At 71.7% G+C, this 17,081-nt stretch carries 12 protein-coding genes; 1 reads left to right on the plus strand and 11 read right to left on the minus strand.

The features are described from left to right. Nucleotides 1-31 precede the first annotated feature (31 nt). From ACIBAF_RS05550 to ACIBAF_RS05595, 10 genes are all read right to left on the minus strand, one after another. Nucleotides 32-901 (minus strand): esterase/lipase family protein, encoded by an 870-nt coding sequence (locus ACIBAF_RS05550; protein ID WP_399461794.1) that lies wholly within the window; start codon nucleotides 899-901, stop codon nucleotides 32-34. Nucleotides 902-1,067: 166 nt separating this feature from the next. Further along, on the minus strand, nucleotides 1,068-2,042 hold the full coding sequence (locus tag ACIBAF_RS05555) for a DNA polymerase thumb domain-containing protein (RefSeq protein WP_399461795.1): 975 nt from the start codon (nucleotides 2,040-2,042) through the stop codon (nucleotides 1,068-1,070). Continuing rightward, nucleotides 2,039-5,527, minus strand: coding sequence for a DNA polymerase III subunit alpha (locus tag ACIBAF_RS05560; RefSeq protein ID WP_399461796.1), 3,489 nt, complete (start codon nucleotides 5,525-5,527; stop codon nucleotides 2,039-2,041). The genes ACIBAF_RS05555 and ACIBAF_RS05560 overlap by 4 nt, the downstream gene beginning before the upstream one ends. A gap of 216 nt (nucleotides 5,528-5,743) precedes the next feature. After that, on the minus strand, nucleotides 5,744-6,826 hold the full coding sequence (locus tag ACIBAF_RS05565) for a S1 family peptidase (RefSeq protein ID WP_399461797.1): 1,083 nt from the start codon (nucleotides 6,824-6,826) through the stop codon (nucleotides 5,744-5,746). Between the two features lie 299 nt (nucleotides 6,827-7,125). Beyond that, nucleotides 7,126-8,016, minus strand: coding sequence for a slipin family protein (locus tag ACIBAF_RS05570; protein ID WP_399461798.1), 891 nt, complete (start codon nucleotides 8,014-8,016; stop codon nucleotides 7,126-7,128). Nucleotides 8,017-8,190: 174 nt separating this feature from the next. Continuing rightward, the gene (locus tag ACIBAF_RS05575) at nucleotides 8,191-9,099 is read right to left on the minus strand and encodes a S1 family peptidase (RefSeq protein WP_399461799.1); all 909 of its coding nucleotides are present in this window, start codon (nucleotides 9,097-9,099) and stop codon (nucleotides 8,191-8,193) included. 493 nt (nucleotides 9,100-9,592) lie between these two features. Continuing rightward, a complete protein-coding gene (locus ACIBAF_RS05580) occupies nucleotides 9,593-10,627 on the minus strand; it encodes an LLM class flavin-dependent oxidoreductase (RefSeq protein ID WP_399461800.1) in 1,035 nt (344 codons plus the stop codon). A gap of 90 nt (nucleotides 10,628-10,717) precedes the next feature. Further along, complete coding sequence (locus tag ACIBAF_RS05585; RefSeq protein ID WP_399461801.1) at nucleotides 10,718-12,469, minus strand: FAD/NAD(P)-binding protein; 1,752 nt, start codon at nucleotides 12,467-12,469, stop codon at nucleotides 10,718-10,720. A 447-nt stretch (nucleotides 12,470-12,916) separates the two neighbouring features. Beyond that, entirely contained in the window at nucleotides 12,917-13,516 is a 600-nt protein-coding gene (locus ACIBAF_RS05590) for a GTP-binding protein (protein ID WP_399461802.1), read from the minus strand. Between the two features lie 123 nt (nucleotides 13,517-13,639). After that, the gene (locus ACIBAF_RS05595; RefSeq protein WP_399461804.1) at nucleotides 13,640-14,848 is read right to left on the minus strand and encodes a DUF5685 family protein; all 1,209 of its coding nucleotides are present in this window, start codon (nucleotides 14,846-14,848) and stop codon (nucleotides 13,640-13,642) included. Between the two features lie 323 nt (nucleotides 14,849-15,171). Between ACIBAF_RS05595 and ACIBAF_RS05600 the strand changes: the two genes are divergently transcribed. Then, the gene (locus tag ACIBAF_RS05600) at nucleotides 15,172-15,609 is read left to right on the plus strand and encodes a cell division protein SepF (RefSeq protein ID WP_079663254.1); all 438 of its coding nucleotides are present in this window, start codon (nucleotides 15,172-15,174) and stop codon (nucleotides 15,607-15,609) included. A gap of 43 nt (nucleotides 15,610-15,652) precedes the next feature. Here the strand turns inward: ACIBAF_RS05600 and ACIBAF_RS05605 are convergent, their stop codons facing one another. Continuing rightward, a complete protein-coding gene (locus ACIBAF_RS05605; RefSeq protein ID WP_399461805.1) occupies nucleotides 15,653-16,843 on the minus strand; it encodes an acyl-CoA dehydrogenase family protein in 1,191 nt (396 codons plus the stop codon). Nucleotides 16,844-17,081 lie beyond the last annotated feature (238 nt).

Below are 17,081 nucleotides of genomic sequence, written 5' to 3' on the forward strand. Positions count from 1 at the left end.
TCGGACAGGCCCCGGCGGGACGGTCCGCGGGTCAGCTCAGGGCGGACGCGCAGGTGGTGGGGGCGGCGTGGGCCGGGTCGAGCGCGTTGGCCACCTCGTGGAAGGCGATCCGGTCGAACAGCCCGATCGCCAGATGCTCGGAGAGGTCCAGCGGGCACAGGTTCTGGAGCAGGACGTTGTGCACGTCGGAGCCGCTGAGGTACTGGGTGCGCCACGGCGTGACCACCTCGTCGTGCTGGGTGGCGATGACCGTGTAGTGGACGCCGGTGACGGTGTCGCCGCCCGCGTTGAGCCTGGTGAGGAAGTCCGACCCGACGATCTGGTCGGCGAGGCCGGGAGTGGCGGCGGAGAGCAGGTCCTCGGCGCCCGGGAAGTAGGGCAGCAGGTTGGTGAGTCCGCTGAGGGTGGTGCCGTGGTTGCTGGGGGCGAGGCCGACGAGCGCGTTCACCTTGGCGGCTCCGCCGAGGAACTTCAGGTAGTGACGGGGCATCATGCCGCCCTGCGAGTGGCCGACGAGGTCGGCCTTGGCCGCGCCGGTCGCGGTGAGCACCTTGTCGACGAAGACGGAGAGCTGGCCGGCCGAGGCGTCGATGGGGCCGAGTCCGTCGAAGAGCGGAACGCCCGGGAGCCGGCCGTAGTCCATGGAGAAGACGCAGTATCCGCGGACCGTCAGGTAGGGGGCGAGGGCCAGCCAGTTGTCGACGGAGTTCCCGAAGGTGCCGGGCACGAGGACGACGGGGCGGGGGTGGGCGGTGGAGGGCTTGCAGCGGTAGTCGTTCCAGCCGCTCGACGGGGCGGTCGCGGCGGAGTCGGCGTGGGCGGCGGTGGCGGGGACGGTGGCGGCCGCGGCGGCCAGCAGCAGTGCGGCAAGCGGTCTGAGCACGCGCTTCCAGGGCAGCATCGGGTGATCTCCTTGCGGCTCAAGGGAGGTGCGATGGCCTTACCCTGTGATCCGGATCACGAGGATGCTGTTCATTCGTCAAGTTACGGTCGAGTAGCTGAAGTGTGAAGTTACGCGTCAGTAAAAACTTCCAGTGGTAGTAAGCGGCGTTCAGGGTGACCGATCGTCACGCCGCCAGCGTTCCCGGCTTCACCGCACCCGGGCCGAACTTCGCCCGCACCCGGTCGGCCACCTCCTCGACCCGGCGGACCTTCTCGTCGACGGGGTCGAAGGTGAGCTGGTAGGAGGCCTGCTCGGCGGGGCCGAGGGCCTCCGCGCGCAGGGCGATCGCACGGACCCGGGCGCGCTGCAGACCGAGCGCCTCATACAGACCGTATGCCGTCCTCGTCAGGGCCGCGGAGTGCGCGGTCGGCTCTTTGAGGGTGCGGCTGCGGGTCGTGGCGGAGCGGGGGAGGTCGGCGTAGCGCACGGTGAGGGTGAGGGTGCGGCAGACCTTCTCCAGGGCGCGCAGCCGGGCGCCGAGTTCCTCGGCGGCCGAGAGAAGCGCGCGGCGGTGCCGGTCGGGGTCCAACTCGTCCAGAGGGAAGGGCCGTTCGGTGGCGAGGGACTGGGAGACGGCGTTCGGGACGACCCGGCCGCGGTCGATGCCGTTCGCCTTCTCATGCAGGTCCCGGCCCGTCTTCGCGCCGACCAGGCGCTGAAGCGTGGACAGGGGCGCGGCGGCGACCCGGCCGAGGGTGTCGAGGCCGTACTCGCACAGGGTGCGGGCGGTCGCCGTGCCGACGCCGGGCAGCGCGGTGACGGGCTTCTCGGCGAGGAACTCCAGCACCTCGCCCTCGGGGACCGCGCAGGTCGCCCCGGGCCGGGCGGCCCGCAGCGCCATACGGGCCGCCAACGGGCCGGGGCCGGCGCCGATCACGCAGTCGACCCCGTACCGCGCGAGCGCCCGCACCCGGATCACCGACGCCAGCTCCACCGCGCTGCGCCCGAAGTACCGTTCGGCGCCCCGTAGATCGGCCAGCGCCCCGTCCGGCGGCAACGCCTCGACGACCGGTGTGAACTCCTCGAGGAGCCCGAGCAGTTCAGGAAAGGCCACCTCGCGCAGCGGAGGCAGCTGGAAACGTACGCAGAGGATGGTCATCCCGCACTCCCCGGACTCTGGTGCCACAACTTCCGTACGGTTGAAGGCCCTTGTGAGGCCTCCTGTCCCGCGGGCCGCAGATCGGCCCACGGGTGGAGTTCGTATCCGGTGGGCAGCTGGATCCGCCTGCCTCCCGTGGGGTCACCGGCCGCTGCCGGCGCCGGCTCCGGTGCCGAATCCGACGCCGGTGCCGGCGTGGACGTCTGCGCCGGTTTGGCCAGCCGTGCCGCCACCTCGTCCAGCCCGCCCTCGGCGCGCAGTTCGACCAGTTCGGCGAGGTTCCAGGCGGCGGCGCCCACCACGCTGAGACTGCGCGGACCGCGCCGCTGCACCACCCCGCGCACCAGCAGCAGCCAGGAGTGGAAGACGGTATGGGCGCAGGCGTCGTGGGAGTCGTCGAAGAAGGCGAGGTCGACCAGGCCCGTGCCGTCGTCCAAGGTGCTGAAGATGACCCGCTTGCCGGACCGGATCGGCGGGGTCTGGGTGGCCGCCTTGGCGCCCGCGACCAGCACGGTCTCCCCGTGCCGGGCCTCCCGCAGCCGCCGCGCCGGGACCACGCCCAGTTCGTCGAGGAAGGCGCGGTGGTCGTCCATCAGGTTGCGCGAGGCGTCCATGGACAGCACGCCCAGCTCGGCGCTGAGCCGTTCGGCGGAGGACAGGTCGGGCAGCCCGGCGGAAGCCGTCTTGCGTCCACCGGCCAGGGGGAGTTGACCGCCGCCCGCGCCCCGGGCCCCCCGGTGCAGCTCGGTCACGTGCAGTTGCAGATCACGTCGGTTGGCGCCGAACGCGTCCAACGCGCCCACCTGCGCGAGCCGCCCGGCCAGCGGACGACTCGGCCGGGCCCGCTCCCAGAAGTCGAGCAGCGAGGCGTACGGCTGTCCGTCCGCGATCCGTGCCGCCTCTGCCTCGCTGATGCCGTGCACGTCGGAGAGGGCCAACCGCAGCCCCCAGACCCCTGATTCAGACACCAGTTCGATACGGTGAGCGACTCCCGAGCGGTTCACGTCCAGCGGCAGGATCGGCACCCCGCGCCGCCGCGCGTCCGCCAGCAGCAGCCGCTTCGGGTACATCCCGGGGTCGTGCGTGAGCAGCCCGGCGTAGAAGGCGGCCGGGTGGTGCGCCTTCAGCCACGCCGACTGGTACGTCGGGACGGCGAAGGCGACCGCGTGCGCCTTGCAGAAGCCGTAGGAGCCGAAGGCCTCGACGATCTCCCAGGTCCGCCGAATCGTTTCCGCGCTGTATCCGTTCGCCGCCGCGTGCTGTGCGAACCACACCTTGATCCGCCCCTGCGACTCCGGGTCGGACAGCCCGCGCCGCACCCGGTCCGCCTCGCCGCGCCCGCAGCCGGTCATGATCGCGACGATGTCGATGATCTGCTCGTGGAAGACGACGACCCCGTAGGTGTCCCGCAGCGGCCCCTCCAGGTCCGGGTGCGGATACCGGATCGGCGCCCGCCCGTGCCGCGCCTCGATGAACGGCCGCACCATGTCGGCGGCGACCGGGCCGGGCCGGAACAGCGAGATGTCGACGACCAGGTCGTGGAAGGTGGCCGGCTGCAACCGCCCCACCAGGTCCCGCTGTCCCGGCGACTCGATCTGGAAGCAGCCCAACGTCTCGGTGGACCGGATGAGCCGGTAGGTCGCCGGGTCGCCGCCCTCGACCGCGTCCAGGTCGATCCGCTCCCCCGTCGTGCGCTCCACCTCCGCCACCGCGTGCGCCATCGCCGACTGCATCCGCACGCCCAGCACGTCCAGCTTGAGCAGCCCGAGGTCCTCGACGTCGTCCTTGTCGAACTGCGCCATGGGGAACCCCTCACCGCTGGTCGGCATGACCGGCGTACGGGAGAGGAGCGACGCGTCGGAGAGGAGCACCCCGCACGGGTGCATGGCGACTCCGCGAGGGAGGGCGTCGAGGGCCTCGACCAGTTCCCAGAGCCGTCCGTACTTCTCCTTCTCCCCCGCGAGCGCCTTGAGTTCGGGCAGCTCCTCCAGGGCCGCGCGGGCGTCCCGCGCCCGGATGTGCGGGAAGGACTTGGCGACGCGGTCGATCTCGGCGGGGTCCATGGACAGGGCCGCGCCCACGTCCCGGATCGCATGGCGGACCCGGTACGTCTCCGGCATCGCCACCGTCGCGACCCGCTCGGCGCCGAAGCGGCCGATGATCGCGCGGTAGACCTCCAGGCGGCGCGCGGACTCCACGTCGATGTCGATGTCGGGCAGCACCACCCGCTCCTTGGACAGGAAGCGCTCCATCAGCAGCCCGTGCGCGACGGGGTCGGCGTGGGCGATGCCGAGGAGATGGTTGACGAGGGACCCGGCGCCGGAGCCGCGCGCGGCGACCCGGATGCCCATGTCCCGTACGTCGTCGACGACTTGAGCTACCGTCAGGAAGTAGGAGGCGAAGCCGTGGTGGGCGATGATGTCCAGCTCGCGATGCATCCGCTCCCAGTACGTGTGCCGGTCGGCGTAGCCCCGCAGGACCATCCCCGCCGCCGCCCGCGAGGCCAGCGTCCGCTGGGCGGTGCGGCGGCCGGCGCCGACGAGGTGCGGCTCGGGGAAGTGGACGGCGCCCATGCCGAGGTCGTCCTCGGGGTCGACCAGGCACTCGGCGGCCGTCACCCGGGTCTGCTCCAGCAGCCGGTGGGCGACGTCCCGCCGGAAGCCCGCGGCCTCCACGATCCGCTCCGCCGCCCCGAGCATGGCGTCCGCGCCCTTGAGCCAGGCCTCGCCCGAGTCGAGCTCCTTGGTCGGGTCGATGGGGACGAGCCGGCGGGCGGCGTCCAGGACGTCCGCGACCGGGCCCAGACCGGGGTCGGCGTACCGGACGGCGTTGCTGAGGACGGGCCGGATCCGCTGTTCGGCGGCGAAGCCGACGGTACGGGCGGCAAGGCGCAGGGAGCCGGGCCCGGTGCCGGTGCGCCCGTGCCAGACGGCCTCCAGGCGCAGGGCGTCGCCGTACACCTCCCGCCAGGGGGCGAGGAGCTTCGCGGCCCGGTCCGGACGGCCCGCGGCGAGCGCGCGGCCGACGTCGGAGGCGGGACCGAGCAGGACGGTCAGGCCGGCGCCGTGGTTGTCGGCCCAGGGCAGCACCGGGACGCCCTCGGCCCGCTGGGCGGCGGTCACGATCCGGCACAGGTCGGCCCAGCCCCGGGCGCCGTCACGGGCGAGGAAGGTGACGCGGGGTGTCGACTCGTCGACGAAGACGCCGCCGCGCACGGGGGTACGGCGCCTGTCCCGTCGTACGGACGCGTCGTCCTGCGGGCGCTCGGGGGGCGCCGCCGCCAGGTCCACCCCGAACAGCGGACGCACGCCCGCCTTCGCGCAGGCCTTGGCGAAGCGGACCGTGCCGGCGAGGGTGTCGCGGTCGGTGAGGGCGAGGGCGTCCATGCCCCGCTCAAAGGCACGCTCGGCCAGCCGGTCCGGGTGCGAGGCGCCGTAGCGCAGGGAGAACCCGGAGACGGTGTGCAGATGCGTGAACCCTGGCACACGCACCTCCCGCGATCCCACTCTCGAACACCAGTTCCTAAATCCCTCACCCCCACCATAGACCAATTCTCGAACATCTGTACGACTGCCATTCGAACGCCTCTCACCTGCGAAAACACCGCGGACGACAGACGGAAGCAAGCAGACGTAAGCAAGCAGACGGACAGCAGAGGTCCCGCCCCCTTGTGCGGGGGCGGGACCTCTGTGAGCGGGGTGTCAGCCGATCCGGGTTCCCGTGGCCGACAGGGCCTCCGTCACCGGTTGGAAGAACGTCTCCCCGCCGGAGGTGCAGTCGCCGCTGCCGCCCGAGGTCAGGCCGATGGCGTTGCTGCCCGAGAAGAGCGAGCCGCCGCTGTCGCCGGGCTCGGCGCAGACGTCGGTCTGGATGAGACCGTTGACGATGTCGCCGTTGCCGTAGTTCACCGTGGCGTCCAGTCCGGTGACCGTGCCCGAGTGGACGTGGGTGGTCGAGCCGCTGCGGGTGACCTTCATGCCGACGGTGGCCTCGGCGGCGCCGGTGATCCGCTGGGCCGAGCCGTTGTAGAGGTCGACCTCGCTCGGGTGGTCGACGTCGGCGGTGTACCTGACCAGGCCGTAGTCGTTGTCCGGGAAACTGGAGACCTCATTGGCGCCGATCTGGGCGCCGGAGGAGTCCGACCAGGTGGAGATGGCGTCGGTGCAGTGCCCGGCGGTCAGGAAGTACGGCTCGCCGCCCTTGACCACGTTGAAGCCGAGCGAGCAGCGCCCGCTGCCGCCGGCGATGGCGTCGCCGCCGGCGATGAAGGGTTTGAACTCCCCCTTGGTGCGCTGGAGTTCGGCCGTCTTGCCGAGTCCGTCGACGACCTTGGCGAGCTTGGCCCACGCGGTGTCGGAGACGGTGCGGTCGGCGGTGACGACGACCTTGTTGGCCGTCGGGTCGGTCACCCAGGCGGTGCCCGGGACGGTCGCGTCCGCCTTGAGCGTCGTACGGGCTCCGGTCAGTTCGGCGAGGGAGTTCTCGACGAGTCTGGCCTTGGCGCCGGCCGCCTCGACGGTCTTCGCCGCGCTCTCGTCGAGGACGTTCACCACGAGACTCTTGCTCTGGGCGTCGTAGTACGTGCCCGCCGCGTCGACGCCGAGGGCCTCGCCGAGCGTCGAGGCGAGCTTTCCGGCCGCGAGGGCCGAGAGGACGGCGGGCTGCGGGGTCTTCGCAGGTTCGCTGGCGTTCGCAGTCTGGAAGGTGACTCCCGCCGCGACGAGCGCGGCGACACCCGCTCCCGTCATGACCGCCCGCCGCCTGGGTATACGTCGGTGCTGCAACTCGCGTCCTCCTGTGGGGGTCGGCCCGGACGGTTGTGGGGACCGCGGCGGGCCGGAAGGCTGGTTGACGGGCGCCCACTCTTCCGAACGGCACAGGGAGCACACAAGGTCGCCTTCAGGACGCGCACAGGGTGAGCACCGCGCGCCCTTCACGCCTTCACCACCCCGCGCACCACCCCACGCACCACAGGAGAGCCGCAGAAGAGTCGCAGGAGGGACGCGGGAGGAACGCGGGACGGATACCGAGGATTCGCACTGCAAATGCTACGCGTGAGTAACCATGTACGGTCCGGTGAGGTCTAGTCCTGACCGGATTTCATCTCCGGCGCGGGCGGCCCCGATGCGGGCGCCTGCGATGCGGGCGCCTGCGATGCGGGCGTTTCCGGGGCGGGCGTTTCCGGAGCGGGCGGGGCGGGCGGCGCGGGCAGCGACTGCTGGGCCCGTTCCAGGAACCGCAGCAACTCCACCGGGAACGGCAGCACCAGCGTGGAGTTCTTCTCGGCGGCCACCGCCACCACCGTCTGCAGCAGCCGCAGTTGGAGGGCGGCGGGCTGCTCGGACATCTCCTTGGCGGCCTCGGCGAGCTTCTTCGACGCCTGGAGCTCGGCGTCGGCGTTGATGACCCGGGCCCGCCGCTCACGGTCGGCCTCGGCCTGCCGGGCCATGGACCGCTTCATCGTCTCGGGCAGGGAGACGTCCTTGATCTCGACCCGGTCGATGGTCACGCCCCACTCCACGGCCGGGCTGTCGATCATCAACTCCAGCCCCTGGTTGAGCTTTTCACGGTCGGCGAGCAGATCGTCCAGCTCGCTCTTGCCGATGATGGACCGAAGGGAGGTCTGGGCCATCTGGGAGACCGCGAAGCGGTAGTCCTCCACCCGTACGACCGCCTCGGCCGGCGAGGTCACCTTGAAGTAGACGACGGCGTCGACCCGGACCGTCACGTTGTCCCGGGTGATGCCCTCCTGCCCCGGCACCGGCATCGTGACGATCTGCATGTTGACCTTCCGGAGCCGGTCGACGCCCGGAACGATCAGGGTGAGCCCGGGTCCGCGCACCTCGGGCCGCAGCTTCCCGAGCCGGAAGACCACGCCCCGCTCGTACTGCTTGACGACCCGCGCCGCCGCCGTCGCGTACACCGCTCCGGCGGCCACGAGCGTGGCTCCCGCCGCCACCAGTTCCTCGACCATGCCGGCCCCCAAGGGTCCGAAGTCCGAAGTTCGAAGTCCGAGCACTCCCGCGCATCACTGCCGGTACTCCGACGGTAACCCCGCCCCTGGACAAGAGCGAGCCCCCGCACGCCAGTTGCGTACGGGGGCTCGCCCCTCGATCGCGAAGCTAGTGGAACGCGACGGACGAGACCGTCAGCCGACGCTCACGCCGTAGTAGCTCAGCGCCTCGGTGACCGGCTGGAAGAAGGTCGTGCCGCCGGAGCTGCAGTTGCCGCTGCCGCCGGAGGTCAGACCGTAGGCCACGCTGCCGCCGTACAGCGGACCGCCGCTGTCGCCGCCCTCGGCGCAGACCGTGGTCTGGATCATGCCGTAGACGACGTCGCCGCCGCCGTAGTTGACGGTGGCGTTCAGGGCGGTGACCCGGCCGCTGTGGGTGCCCGTGGTGGAACCGCGGCGGTAGACCGTGGTGCCGACGCTCGGGGTGGCCGCGCTGGAGATCGTCTGGCTGCCGACCGAGCTCGGGTGGGCGACCGACGAGTTGGTGTACCGCACCAGGGCGAAGTCGTTGGTCGGGAAGCTGTAGCTGACGTTCGTGCCCAGCGTCGAGCTCTGGCCCGAGTTGGAGTACCAGGTGGAGGCGACCTCACCGCAGTGGCCGGCGGTCAGGAAGTAGTAGGTGCTCCCGCTGTGCACGTTGAAGCCGAGCGAGCAGCGGTAGCCGCCGCCGTAGATGGCGTCGCCGCCGGTGATCAGCTTCTTGAACTGGCCCGGCGTGTGCTTGATCGTGAGCGCGCCGGCGTTGCTGCCCGCCTGCTCCTTGATCTTCGTGATCTCGGCCTGCGACACCGTGCTGTCGACGGTGACGACGAGCCGGTTGGTCTTGCTGTCGACGGCCCAGGCGGTGCCCGGGACGTCCGCGTTGAGCACCGAGGTGCTCGCGCTCTTGAGCTGCGCGGTGCTGAAAGTGGCGGTGTCGGCAGCGTTCGCGTTGGGGATCGCGATGGCGGCCGCGGCCACGAGACCGGTGGCTACGGCGGTCAGCCGGATCCGTCTCGAGATGCCGCTCGTGGGGGTGGTGGGGGTGGTGCGCTTGATCCTCACGTTTCGTTCCCTCCCAGGGGAAGTCGGGGGCCCGTCGTGTGGGGTCGGGGCCCGTGAGGCGCAGCCAGGACCGACGTTCGTCCGAATTCCGGACACGCCGTGACCCTGACAAGCGCTGAGGGGGAGTATTCGGCCGAACGGACGGTCGGCGCAAGGGCGCCTTTCGGCCGTCAGACCTTCATCGAGCTGCGGGAGTCGAGTCCTCCCGCAGCCCTCCTGCACACCGCTTACAGCCCCTCTTGCCCCAGCTCAGACCGGGTTGCGCCCTCCTGCCTCGACCACCACGTCACAGGTGTTCCCCGGCGGCGCGGCGGGACAGCTCAATACGAGGGCAAGGCGCACGGAGGCAGTACAGAACGTCGACGCCGACCTTCGTGCGTCCGTCCGCGTCGGGTGCGCCGGGGCGCGCCACGCCGGATGTCCGGAAGTCGACCGTCCGGATAGCCCTCCGGGCAGGAACGGCGCCGGGTCGGTCTCGGGCAGCGGCCCGACCTCATGGCGCTCCTCCCACGTACTGGTGGGCGGGCCGGGTCAGTCCCAGGTGCTCGCGGAGCGTGCTGCCGGGATAGAAGGTGCGGAACAGGCCACGGTGTTGCAGCAGCCCCACCGTGCCGTTGACCAGGCGCTCCAGGTCGCGGCGCGGTTCGACGGGGGTGAGGTGGAAGCCGTCGACGGCGCCGTCCTGGTGCCAGGAGCCGATCAGGTCGGCGAGGTCGACCGGGCCGCCTCGGTAGAGCGGGCCCTGCACACTCGGCCGGGGGCCGCCTCCGCCGTGGCCGGGTTCGGCGGCGTGCTCGCCGTCGCCGAGGTCGATCAGCAGGCTCGCCAGGACCCGCAGGGAGTCGGGGTCGCGCCCGAACCCGGCCGCGTCGGACCGCAGTTGATCACGGACCGCCCGGGCCTGCGCGGAGCTCGTCGCGCACACGAGGGCCACGTCGGCGTGGCGGGCGGCGGTGGACCGCGCGTGTCCCTCGGTGGCGTCGACGACCCGCACGGGGTGTCCCTGCGAAGGTTGCGAAGGTCTGGGCACGATGGAAGGACCCGGCGCCGGGAACGTCGAGCCGGTGAAGTCGACACGGTGCGGCGTGTCGCGGTCGATGAAGCGGCCGGTCGGCGCCTCCCGTGTCCCGGCGTCGTCCTGCCGGCCGTCCCACGACTTCGCGGCCACCTCGACGAGTTCACGGGCCTGCGTCGTCGACACGTCGATCCGCCAGCCCGCCCGGCCCCGGCTGACCCGGTCGAGGGCGGCGATCGTCGCGTGGACGTCGAAGGGCTCGGTATGGGTGGCGGTGAGCGTGGGCACCAGTCCGACGCGGTGCGTGGCGGGCGCCACCTGAGCGAGGACGGCCGGTGCGTCCAGGCCGGGCCGGGCGAAGGCGTCGTCCAGCGTCACGAAGTCGAGCCCGCCGCGCTCGGCGAGCCGCGCCAGCTCGACCTGGGGGCCGGCGTCGTGCACCCCGGGCAGGTCGACCGCGGCGGCCAGGTGCAGCAGGCCCCGGCCGCGCGATGAGGCCGACGATGAGGTCATGGGGAGAACCCTTTCTGTGACGCTTCTCTGGGGACGCGCGCTTCTCTGGGGCGCTTCGAAATGAACCTGAGTCGTCCGAACGGAACCGGTTCACCCGACGGCGTCTGCGCCCAGGTCCCGCAGGAACACCAGGACGGCCCGCGCGGTGGCGTCGTTCTGCCGGAACGCGGGACCGCCCGTGCGCGGCCGGGTGAAGGCGCCCGGCGTCCGTCCGTCGGTGTGCGGCCCGAGCGCGAAACGCCGTGGGTGCGGCCGGCCGGCCCGGTCCAGGACCCGCCCGTCGGCACGGTCCACCCGCAGCAGCCCGTCCGCGGTCTCGTCGGCGCCGTCGGCGTGCAGTGCGCGCAGCAGCGGGTCGAGGGCGCGCCGGAGCGTCGGCTCGGGCAGCCGGGCCTCCACCAGTGCCCGCGCCTTGACCGAGAAGCCCGGCACGGTCGCCCCGGACGCCCGGAACACCCCGTCCTCGGCGCGTACGGCCAGGTCGGCGCCGACGAACCTCAGCACCCCCGCCCGGGACAGCGCGAGCAGCTGGCGCAGCCGCGGTCCGGGCGGCCCGGAGGCGAGGTAGCTGAAGAACCCGTGCCACCGGGGCCCGATGTCCCCGAGCCGGACCAGCTGCCCGTAGACGGACAGCAGGCCGAGGAACACGGCCAGGTCGGGGCTGTACGCGGCATCGTGACGGCGGGCGAGGTCACCCTCGACGTAGCCGCGCAGCCCCTCCTGGAACTCCTCGAAGGTCCCGTACGTCACCGCGTCCAACGGCCGGTCCAGCGCGGCCAGGTCGAGCCGGTCCCGCGGATCGGGCACGGCTGACGTCACCAGCGCATCCCGCTCGGCCCCCTCGGACGCGGCCGCGTACTTCTCCTCGAAGTCCGTCCAGGCCATCGCGGTCCGCTCGGCGTGCACGGTGAACAGCCGGTGGTAGTGGGCGAAGCCCAGCTCCTTCTCCACCAGCGGCCACACGTCCCGCCGGAAGTCGAAGCCCTCGGGCCGCGCGAGCAGCCCGTCGATCTCGGCGGGCCCCAGGAACCGGGGCAGCGGCGGCCGCTCCCCCGTCCAGTCGTAGCCGATCTTCGAGTGGTACGGCACTCCGCGCCGTGACCCGACGTACAGCACCGGCTCCCGCCCCGACGGCACGTACGCGTCCCCTTCGTACCGTCCGCCGCGTCCCTCGGTGAGCAGCACCATCAGGTCGACGAAGGCGAGCCCGAAGCCGCGCACGAGGACGGGTTCCCCCGGCCGGAGTGCGGACAGGTCGCTGTCGGCGGTGAAGTCGGGCGGGAGATGGACGAGATCGTGCTCGCGCGCGTATGCCGCCAACGCGCGCTGTTCCTCGTCGAGTTCGGCGTCGAGATGGCCGAGGGCGAGGACGACGAGGTCGGCGAGCAGGGGGCCGGGGCGGCCTTCCAGCCACACCTGCTGGCGTCCCTCGCGGGAGCCGCTCACCCGCAGGGCGCGCCGTGGGTGGTGATGGACGGCGACGGACGGGGGGAGGGCGGCGACGGCCTGTTCGTGGACCCAGCGCAGATAGGAACCCTGGATCTGCCGGTCGGCGAAGGTGCGCCCGTCGAGGCCGGCCCACTCGTGCAGTGTGGGTCCGGGCCGCACGGGCCCGGCCATCTTCACCGTCTCGTCGGTGAACATGGTGACGTCCTCGGCGTGCGAGTTCATCCACAGCAGCGGCGACTGGTCCGCCCGCCAGATCCGCCCGGCGCCCGGCGGATGCGGGTCGACGAGATGGATGTCGAGGCCCGAACCGGCATGCCCGGCATACAGCTCGGGCGCGTTGGCGGCGATCCGCTCGATGAGACCGGTCCCCCGCGGGCCGGCCCCGACGATCACGAGAGACCGCCGCGTCGGATGAGTCGGGTGAACCGAGCGAGTCGGATGAGTCGAGTGAGTCGTCGGGGGTCGGGCTGGGGGTACGACAGGGGGCTCGGAAGGCATGCGAAGGCTCCGTGACACGGGTGGGCGCCTTCACCACACGGCAGGAGATACGGCCGAGCCCCTCAGCAGGGCCGTACAGCGAGAGTACGGGGGCGTTTCCCCTCACTGTCAAGGCTGTCCGAACTGTGAGCCGTACGTCTCAGCTCAGTTGACGGGTAACCGGAGACCTGTTCCACTTGGCCCATGCATCCGCAGCAGTGGCTGGTCACCCGCTCCCACATCGACTTCGGTCGCGTGTGGTCCTGTTCCTGTTGAGCTGACCCACTGCGCGCCCCGGTTTCCGGGCGCCTCTTCGCGTTGCCGCCTCGCCAGTTCCGCCTTCACCCACGCACCGCCCTCCCCTCATCCTCGCGCCACGACAGCCCGTCGCCGGGGCGCGGCCCGCGCCCCGATCACCCGATCCATCAACGCGCCCAGCACATCCCGCACGGACCCCCGCTCCCGCGCGTCGCACTCCAGCACGGGAACGTCCGCACCGAGCCCCAACGCCTCCCGGACCTCCTCCAGTTCGAACCGTTCGGCCCCGTCGAAGCGGTTCACCGCGAGGACGAACGGCGCGCCGTGGGCCTCGAAGTAGTCGAGCGCGGGGAAACACTCCTCGATGCGCCGGGTGTCCGCGAGGACGACCGTTCCCAGCGCGCCCTCCACCAGGTCGTCCCACAGGAACGAGAAGCGGTCCTGTCCGGGCGTCCCGAACAGGTACAGCGCGATGGTCGGATCGAGTCTGATCCGCCCGAAGTCGAGCGCGACGGTGGTCGTCGTCTTGGACTCCACGCCCTCCAGGGAGTCGACCCCCACCGACACCTGCGTCATCGCCGCTTCGGTGCCGAGCGGGTCGATCTCGGAGACAGCCCCGATGAAGGTGGTCTTGCCGACCCCGAGGCCCCCGCTCACCACGATCTTCACGGCGAGCGGAACGGTCTTGTCAGAGCGCCCGGGCATGGTCCCTGGTCCTTTCGAGCGTCCGCGTCCTTGGCGGGAGATACGTCCCGGGGACGCTCACCGCTCACCGTGACGGCGTCCGCCACGGACGATGAGCACCCCCACACGGGACGTGACGCCACGTCAGCACGAACAGTCGCAGGCACAGCACTCACAGCATTCGCACGCCTCGCAGCAGCCGCAGTCGCAGTCGCAGCCGTCGCTGCACCACCCCTCGCGCCTCCTCCGCGACCACGGCCCCTCGAACTCGTCGGCGCAGCACACCTTGCAGGTGCAGCACAGGCCGAGCGCGACCGCGCACCCGGCCCAGAAGCCCCGCTTGTCGGGGCGCGGCGGCTCACCGCCGTAGGGGTTGCCGGGGGGATTGCCGTAGGGGTTGCCGGGCGCGTTCGGATCCGCCGGCCCCTGGGGGGCGTATGGCCCGGTGGGCGGCCCGAAGGCTCCCTCCGGGCTGTGCGCGTGCCCGCACGAGGAGGTGCCGAACGCCCGGTCCACCGACCGTCCCAGCTCGTGCGCGAGCAGCAGATGCGCCAGCCTGCCGTCGGCGAACTCCACGTCGCGCAGGGCGAGCCGGATGCCGTGCAGGGCGTCGTCGGCGAGCCGGCGGGCCTCGGCGAGCGGGGTGTCCGTGGCCGTCAGCGGGTTCCAGGCGCCGGCCGCGGCATCCGCCGTCCGGTCCTCGACGGCGTCCAGCAGATGCGCCAGCCGTCCGAAGAGGCGGCCGGCCTCGGCGAGCGGCGCGGCGTTGCCCGGCCGACCGGCCAGGACGGCGGTGTGCGCGAACGCGGCGGCGGTGGCGGTCTCGGTGGGCTCGGTGACGGCGAGCAGCGAGGTGCCCGGTCCGGCGAGCGCCTCGATGCCGACCTGCCGGTCCACCGCGTCGACGAGGACGGCCGTGTCGAAGCCGACGGCGGCCCCGCCGCGTTCCCCGGCCCGCCCCCAGCTCGCGGCGACCCGGCGCGCGGCGACGGCGACCGGCCGCCGCGCCAGCAGGCCGTCCCCGTCGGCGACGTGGTCGCGCACCTTGGCCGAGGCGAGCACCAGCGAGACGGCGGCCGCGAGCCGGGCGCCCTCACCCTGCGCGATGGACGCGGTGCGCATCCCGCGCAGCGGACACGGTCCCGCCGTCCGCCGCCACCCACCGCCGGTGGCCCGCTCGGCCTGAGCTTCCGTCAGAACCGATATGAGCAGACCGTCGTAGTTGGTGACCACGCGCGCGAACTGTCCGTGGTCGCCGCGCAGTGCGAGACAGAGCCCGCACAGGTGCGCCATCCACTGGGTCTTGAGGCTCTCTCCGAGCCGGTGACTGCACGGCCTGACAATTCCGAACACGACAACCCCCGTCGTCTTTGGGACATTGAGCTGCCGCATGGTATCGGCATGCTATCGACCGATTGTCATGTCGGATCGGGGGTACTTGGTTCACCCGGACGCACCGTGCGTCACCCATCCGCCACGAAGAATCATATTTCACTCACAGTCAGCAGCCGTATGCGGTACGACCCTTGGGAGACGCGGGCTCTCGACGGATTCGCTGTGCACCAGTACCGTCACAAACCCCCCGCGCGGCGTCTATCCACTTGGCGCGACATCCGCATCATGGACGACCATGGGGAATGCGGAAAGCAGAAAGACCGCTGTGAGAGGAGGCGTCCATGGGATCGGTGCGCAAGGCGAGTGCCTGGCTTGGCCTCGTCGACGACAACGATGACGAGCGTTACTACGACGACGACTATTCCGAGGGGACCGACTCCGGGGACGCCTGGGTCACCGACCCCCGCGTGAAGGTGGCCACGGACACGGCCGAGGAGAAGGGCCGCCGGATCGGCACCGTCACCCCGGACAGTTTCCGGGACGCGCGGGCGATCGGTGAGCTGTTCCGTGAGGGTGTGCCGGTCATCATGAACCTCACGGCCATGGAGCCCGGCGACGCCAAGCGCGTCGTCGACTTCGCGGCCGGGCTGATCTTCGGCCTGCGGGGTTCGATCGAGCGGGTCTCCACCCGGGTGTTCCTGCTGACCCCGTCCAACACGGAGATCGTGAACGGCGATCCGGCCGGGCGCCGAACGGACGGCTTCTTCAACCAGAGCTGAGGCAGGGCCGCTCACCGGCCCTGCCCCGGCCCCGGGGGTCGGGTCAGCGGAAGGCGTCGAGTCCGGTGAGCGCCTTGCCCAGCACGAGCTGATGCATCTCGACGGTGCCCTCGTAGGTGAGCACCGACTCGAGGTTGGTGGCGTGCCGCATGACGGGGTATTCGAGCGAGATCCCGTTGGCGCCGAGGACGGTACGGGCGGTGCGGCAGATCTCGATCGCCTCCCGCACGTTGTTGAGCTTGCCGAAGCTGACCTGCTCGGGACGCAGGCGGCCGGCGTCCATGCGCCGCCCCAGATGATGGGCGAGCAGAATCCCCTTGTGCAGCTCGACCGCCATGTCGGCGAGCTTGGCCTGGGTGAGCTGGAACCCCCCGATGGGCCGCCCGAACTGCTCCCGGGTCTTCGCGTACTCGACAGCGGTCTCGAAACACGACCGCGCCGCTCCCATCGCGCCCCAGACGATCCCGTAGCGCGCGTGGGACAGACAGCTGAGCGGGCCGCGCAGCCCGGTGACCTCCGGCAGCACGGCGTCGGCGGGCAACCGTACGTCGTCGAGGACGAGTTCGCTGGTCACGCTGGCGCGCAGGGACCACTTGTGCTTGATCTCGGGGGCGGCGAACCCGGGGGCGTCGGTGGGCACGACGAACCCGCGGATCCCTTCCTCCGTCTGCGCCCACACGACGGCGACGCCGGCGACGGACCCGTTGGTGATCCACATCTTGCGCCCGCTGAGCACCCAGTCCCCGCCGTCGCGCTTGGCGTACGTCCGCATGGCGGCGGGGTCGGACCCGTGATCGGGTTCGGTGAGCCCGAAGCACCCGATGACCTCGCCGGCGGCCATGCGGGGCAGCCACTGCTGCTTCTGCGCCTCGGAGCCGAAACGGTGGACGGCGTACATGGCGAGGGATCCCTGCACGGACACGAGGGACCGGATCCCGGAGTCGGCGGCTTCGAGTTCGAGGCAGGCGAGGCCGTACTGCACGGCGCTGGCGCCCGCGCATCCGTATCCGCTGAGCGACATCCCGAGCGCCCCGATCCCGCCGAGCTCGCGTGCGAGCTCCCGGATGACCGGCAGCTCCCCGCGCTCGTACCACTCCGCGACATGGGGCAACACCCGGTCCGCGGCCCAGCGCCGCACGGTGTCACGGACCGCGAGATCCTCCGGCTCCAGCAGATCGTCGAGCCCGAGCGGGTCGGCGGGGTCGAAGGGCGGCAACGTCGAGGACGCGGACATGAGAAGGCCTCCGAAAAACTAGCACCGCTAGTCACACCATCCCCCGAGACGTTACGACCCAGCCCCCCACAAGTCCACCCCACCCCCACCAACAGCACCGCTCCACCAACGACACCAGACCAGCCCCGCCGAACGGCCCAGGCCCCACCCACGAGCAAGACCCCACCGACAGACCGGAACCCGCCCTGCCCACGAACAAGGCCCCACCGACAGACCGGAACCCGCCCTGCCCACGAGC

Origin of the sequence: Streptomyces sp. NPDC051677, from assembly GCF_044453465.1 — a bacterium.
GTDB lineage: Bacteria > Actinomycetota > Actinomycetes > Streptomycetales > Streptomycetaceae > Streptomyces.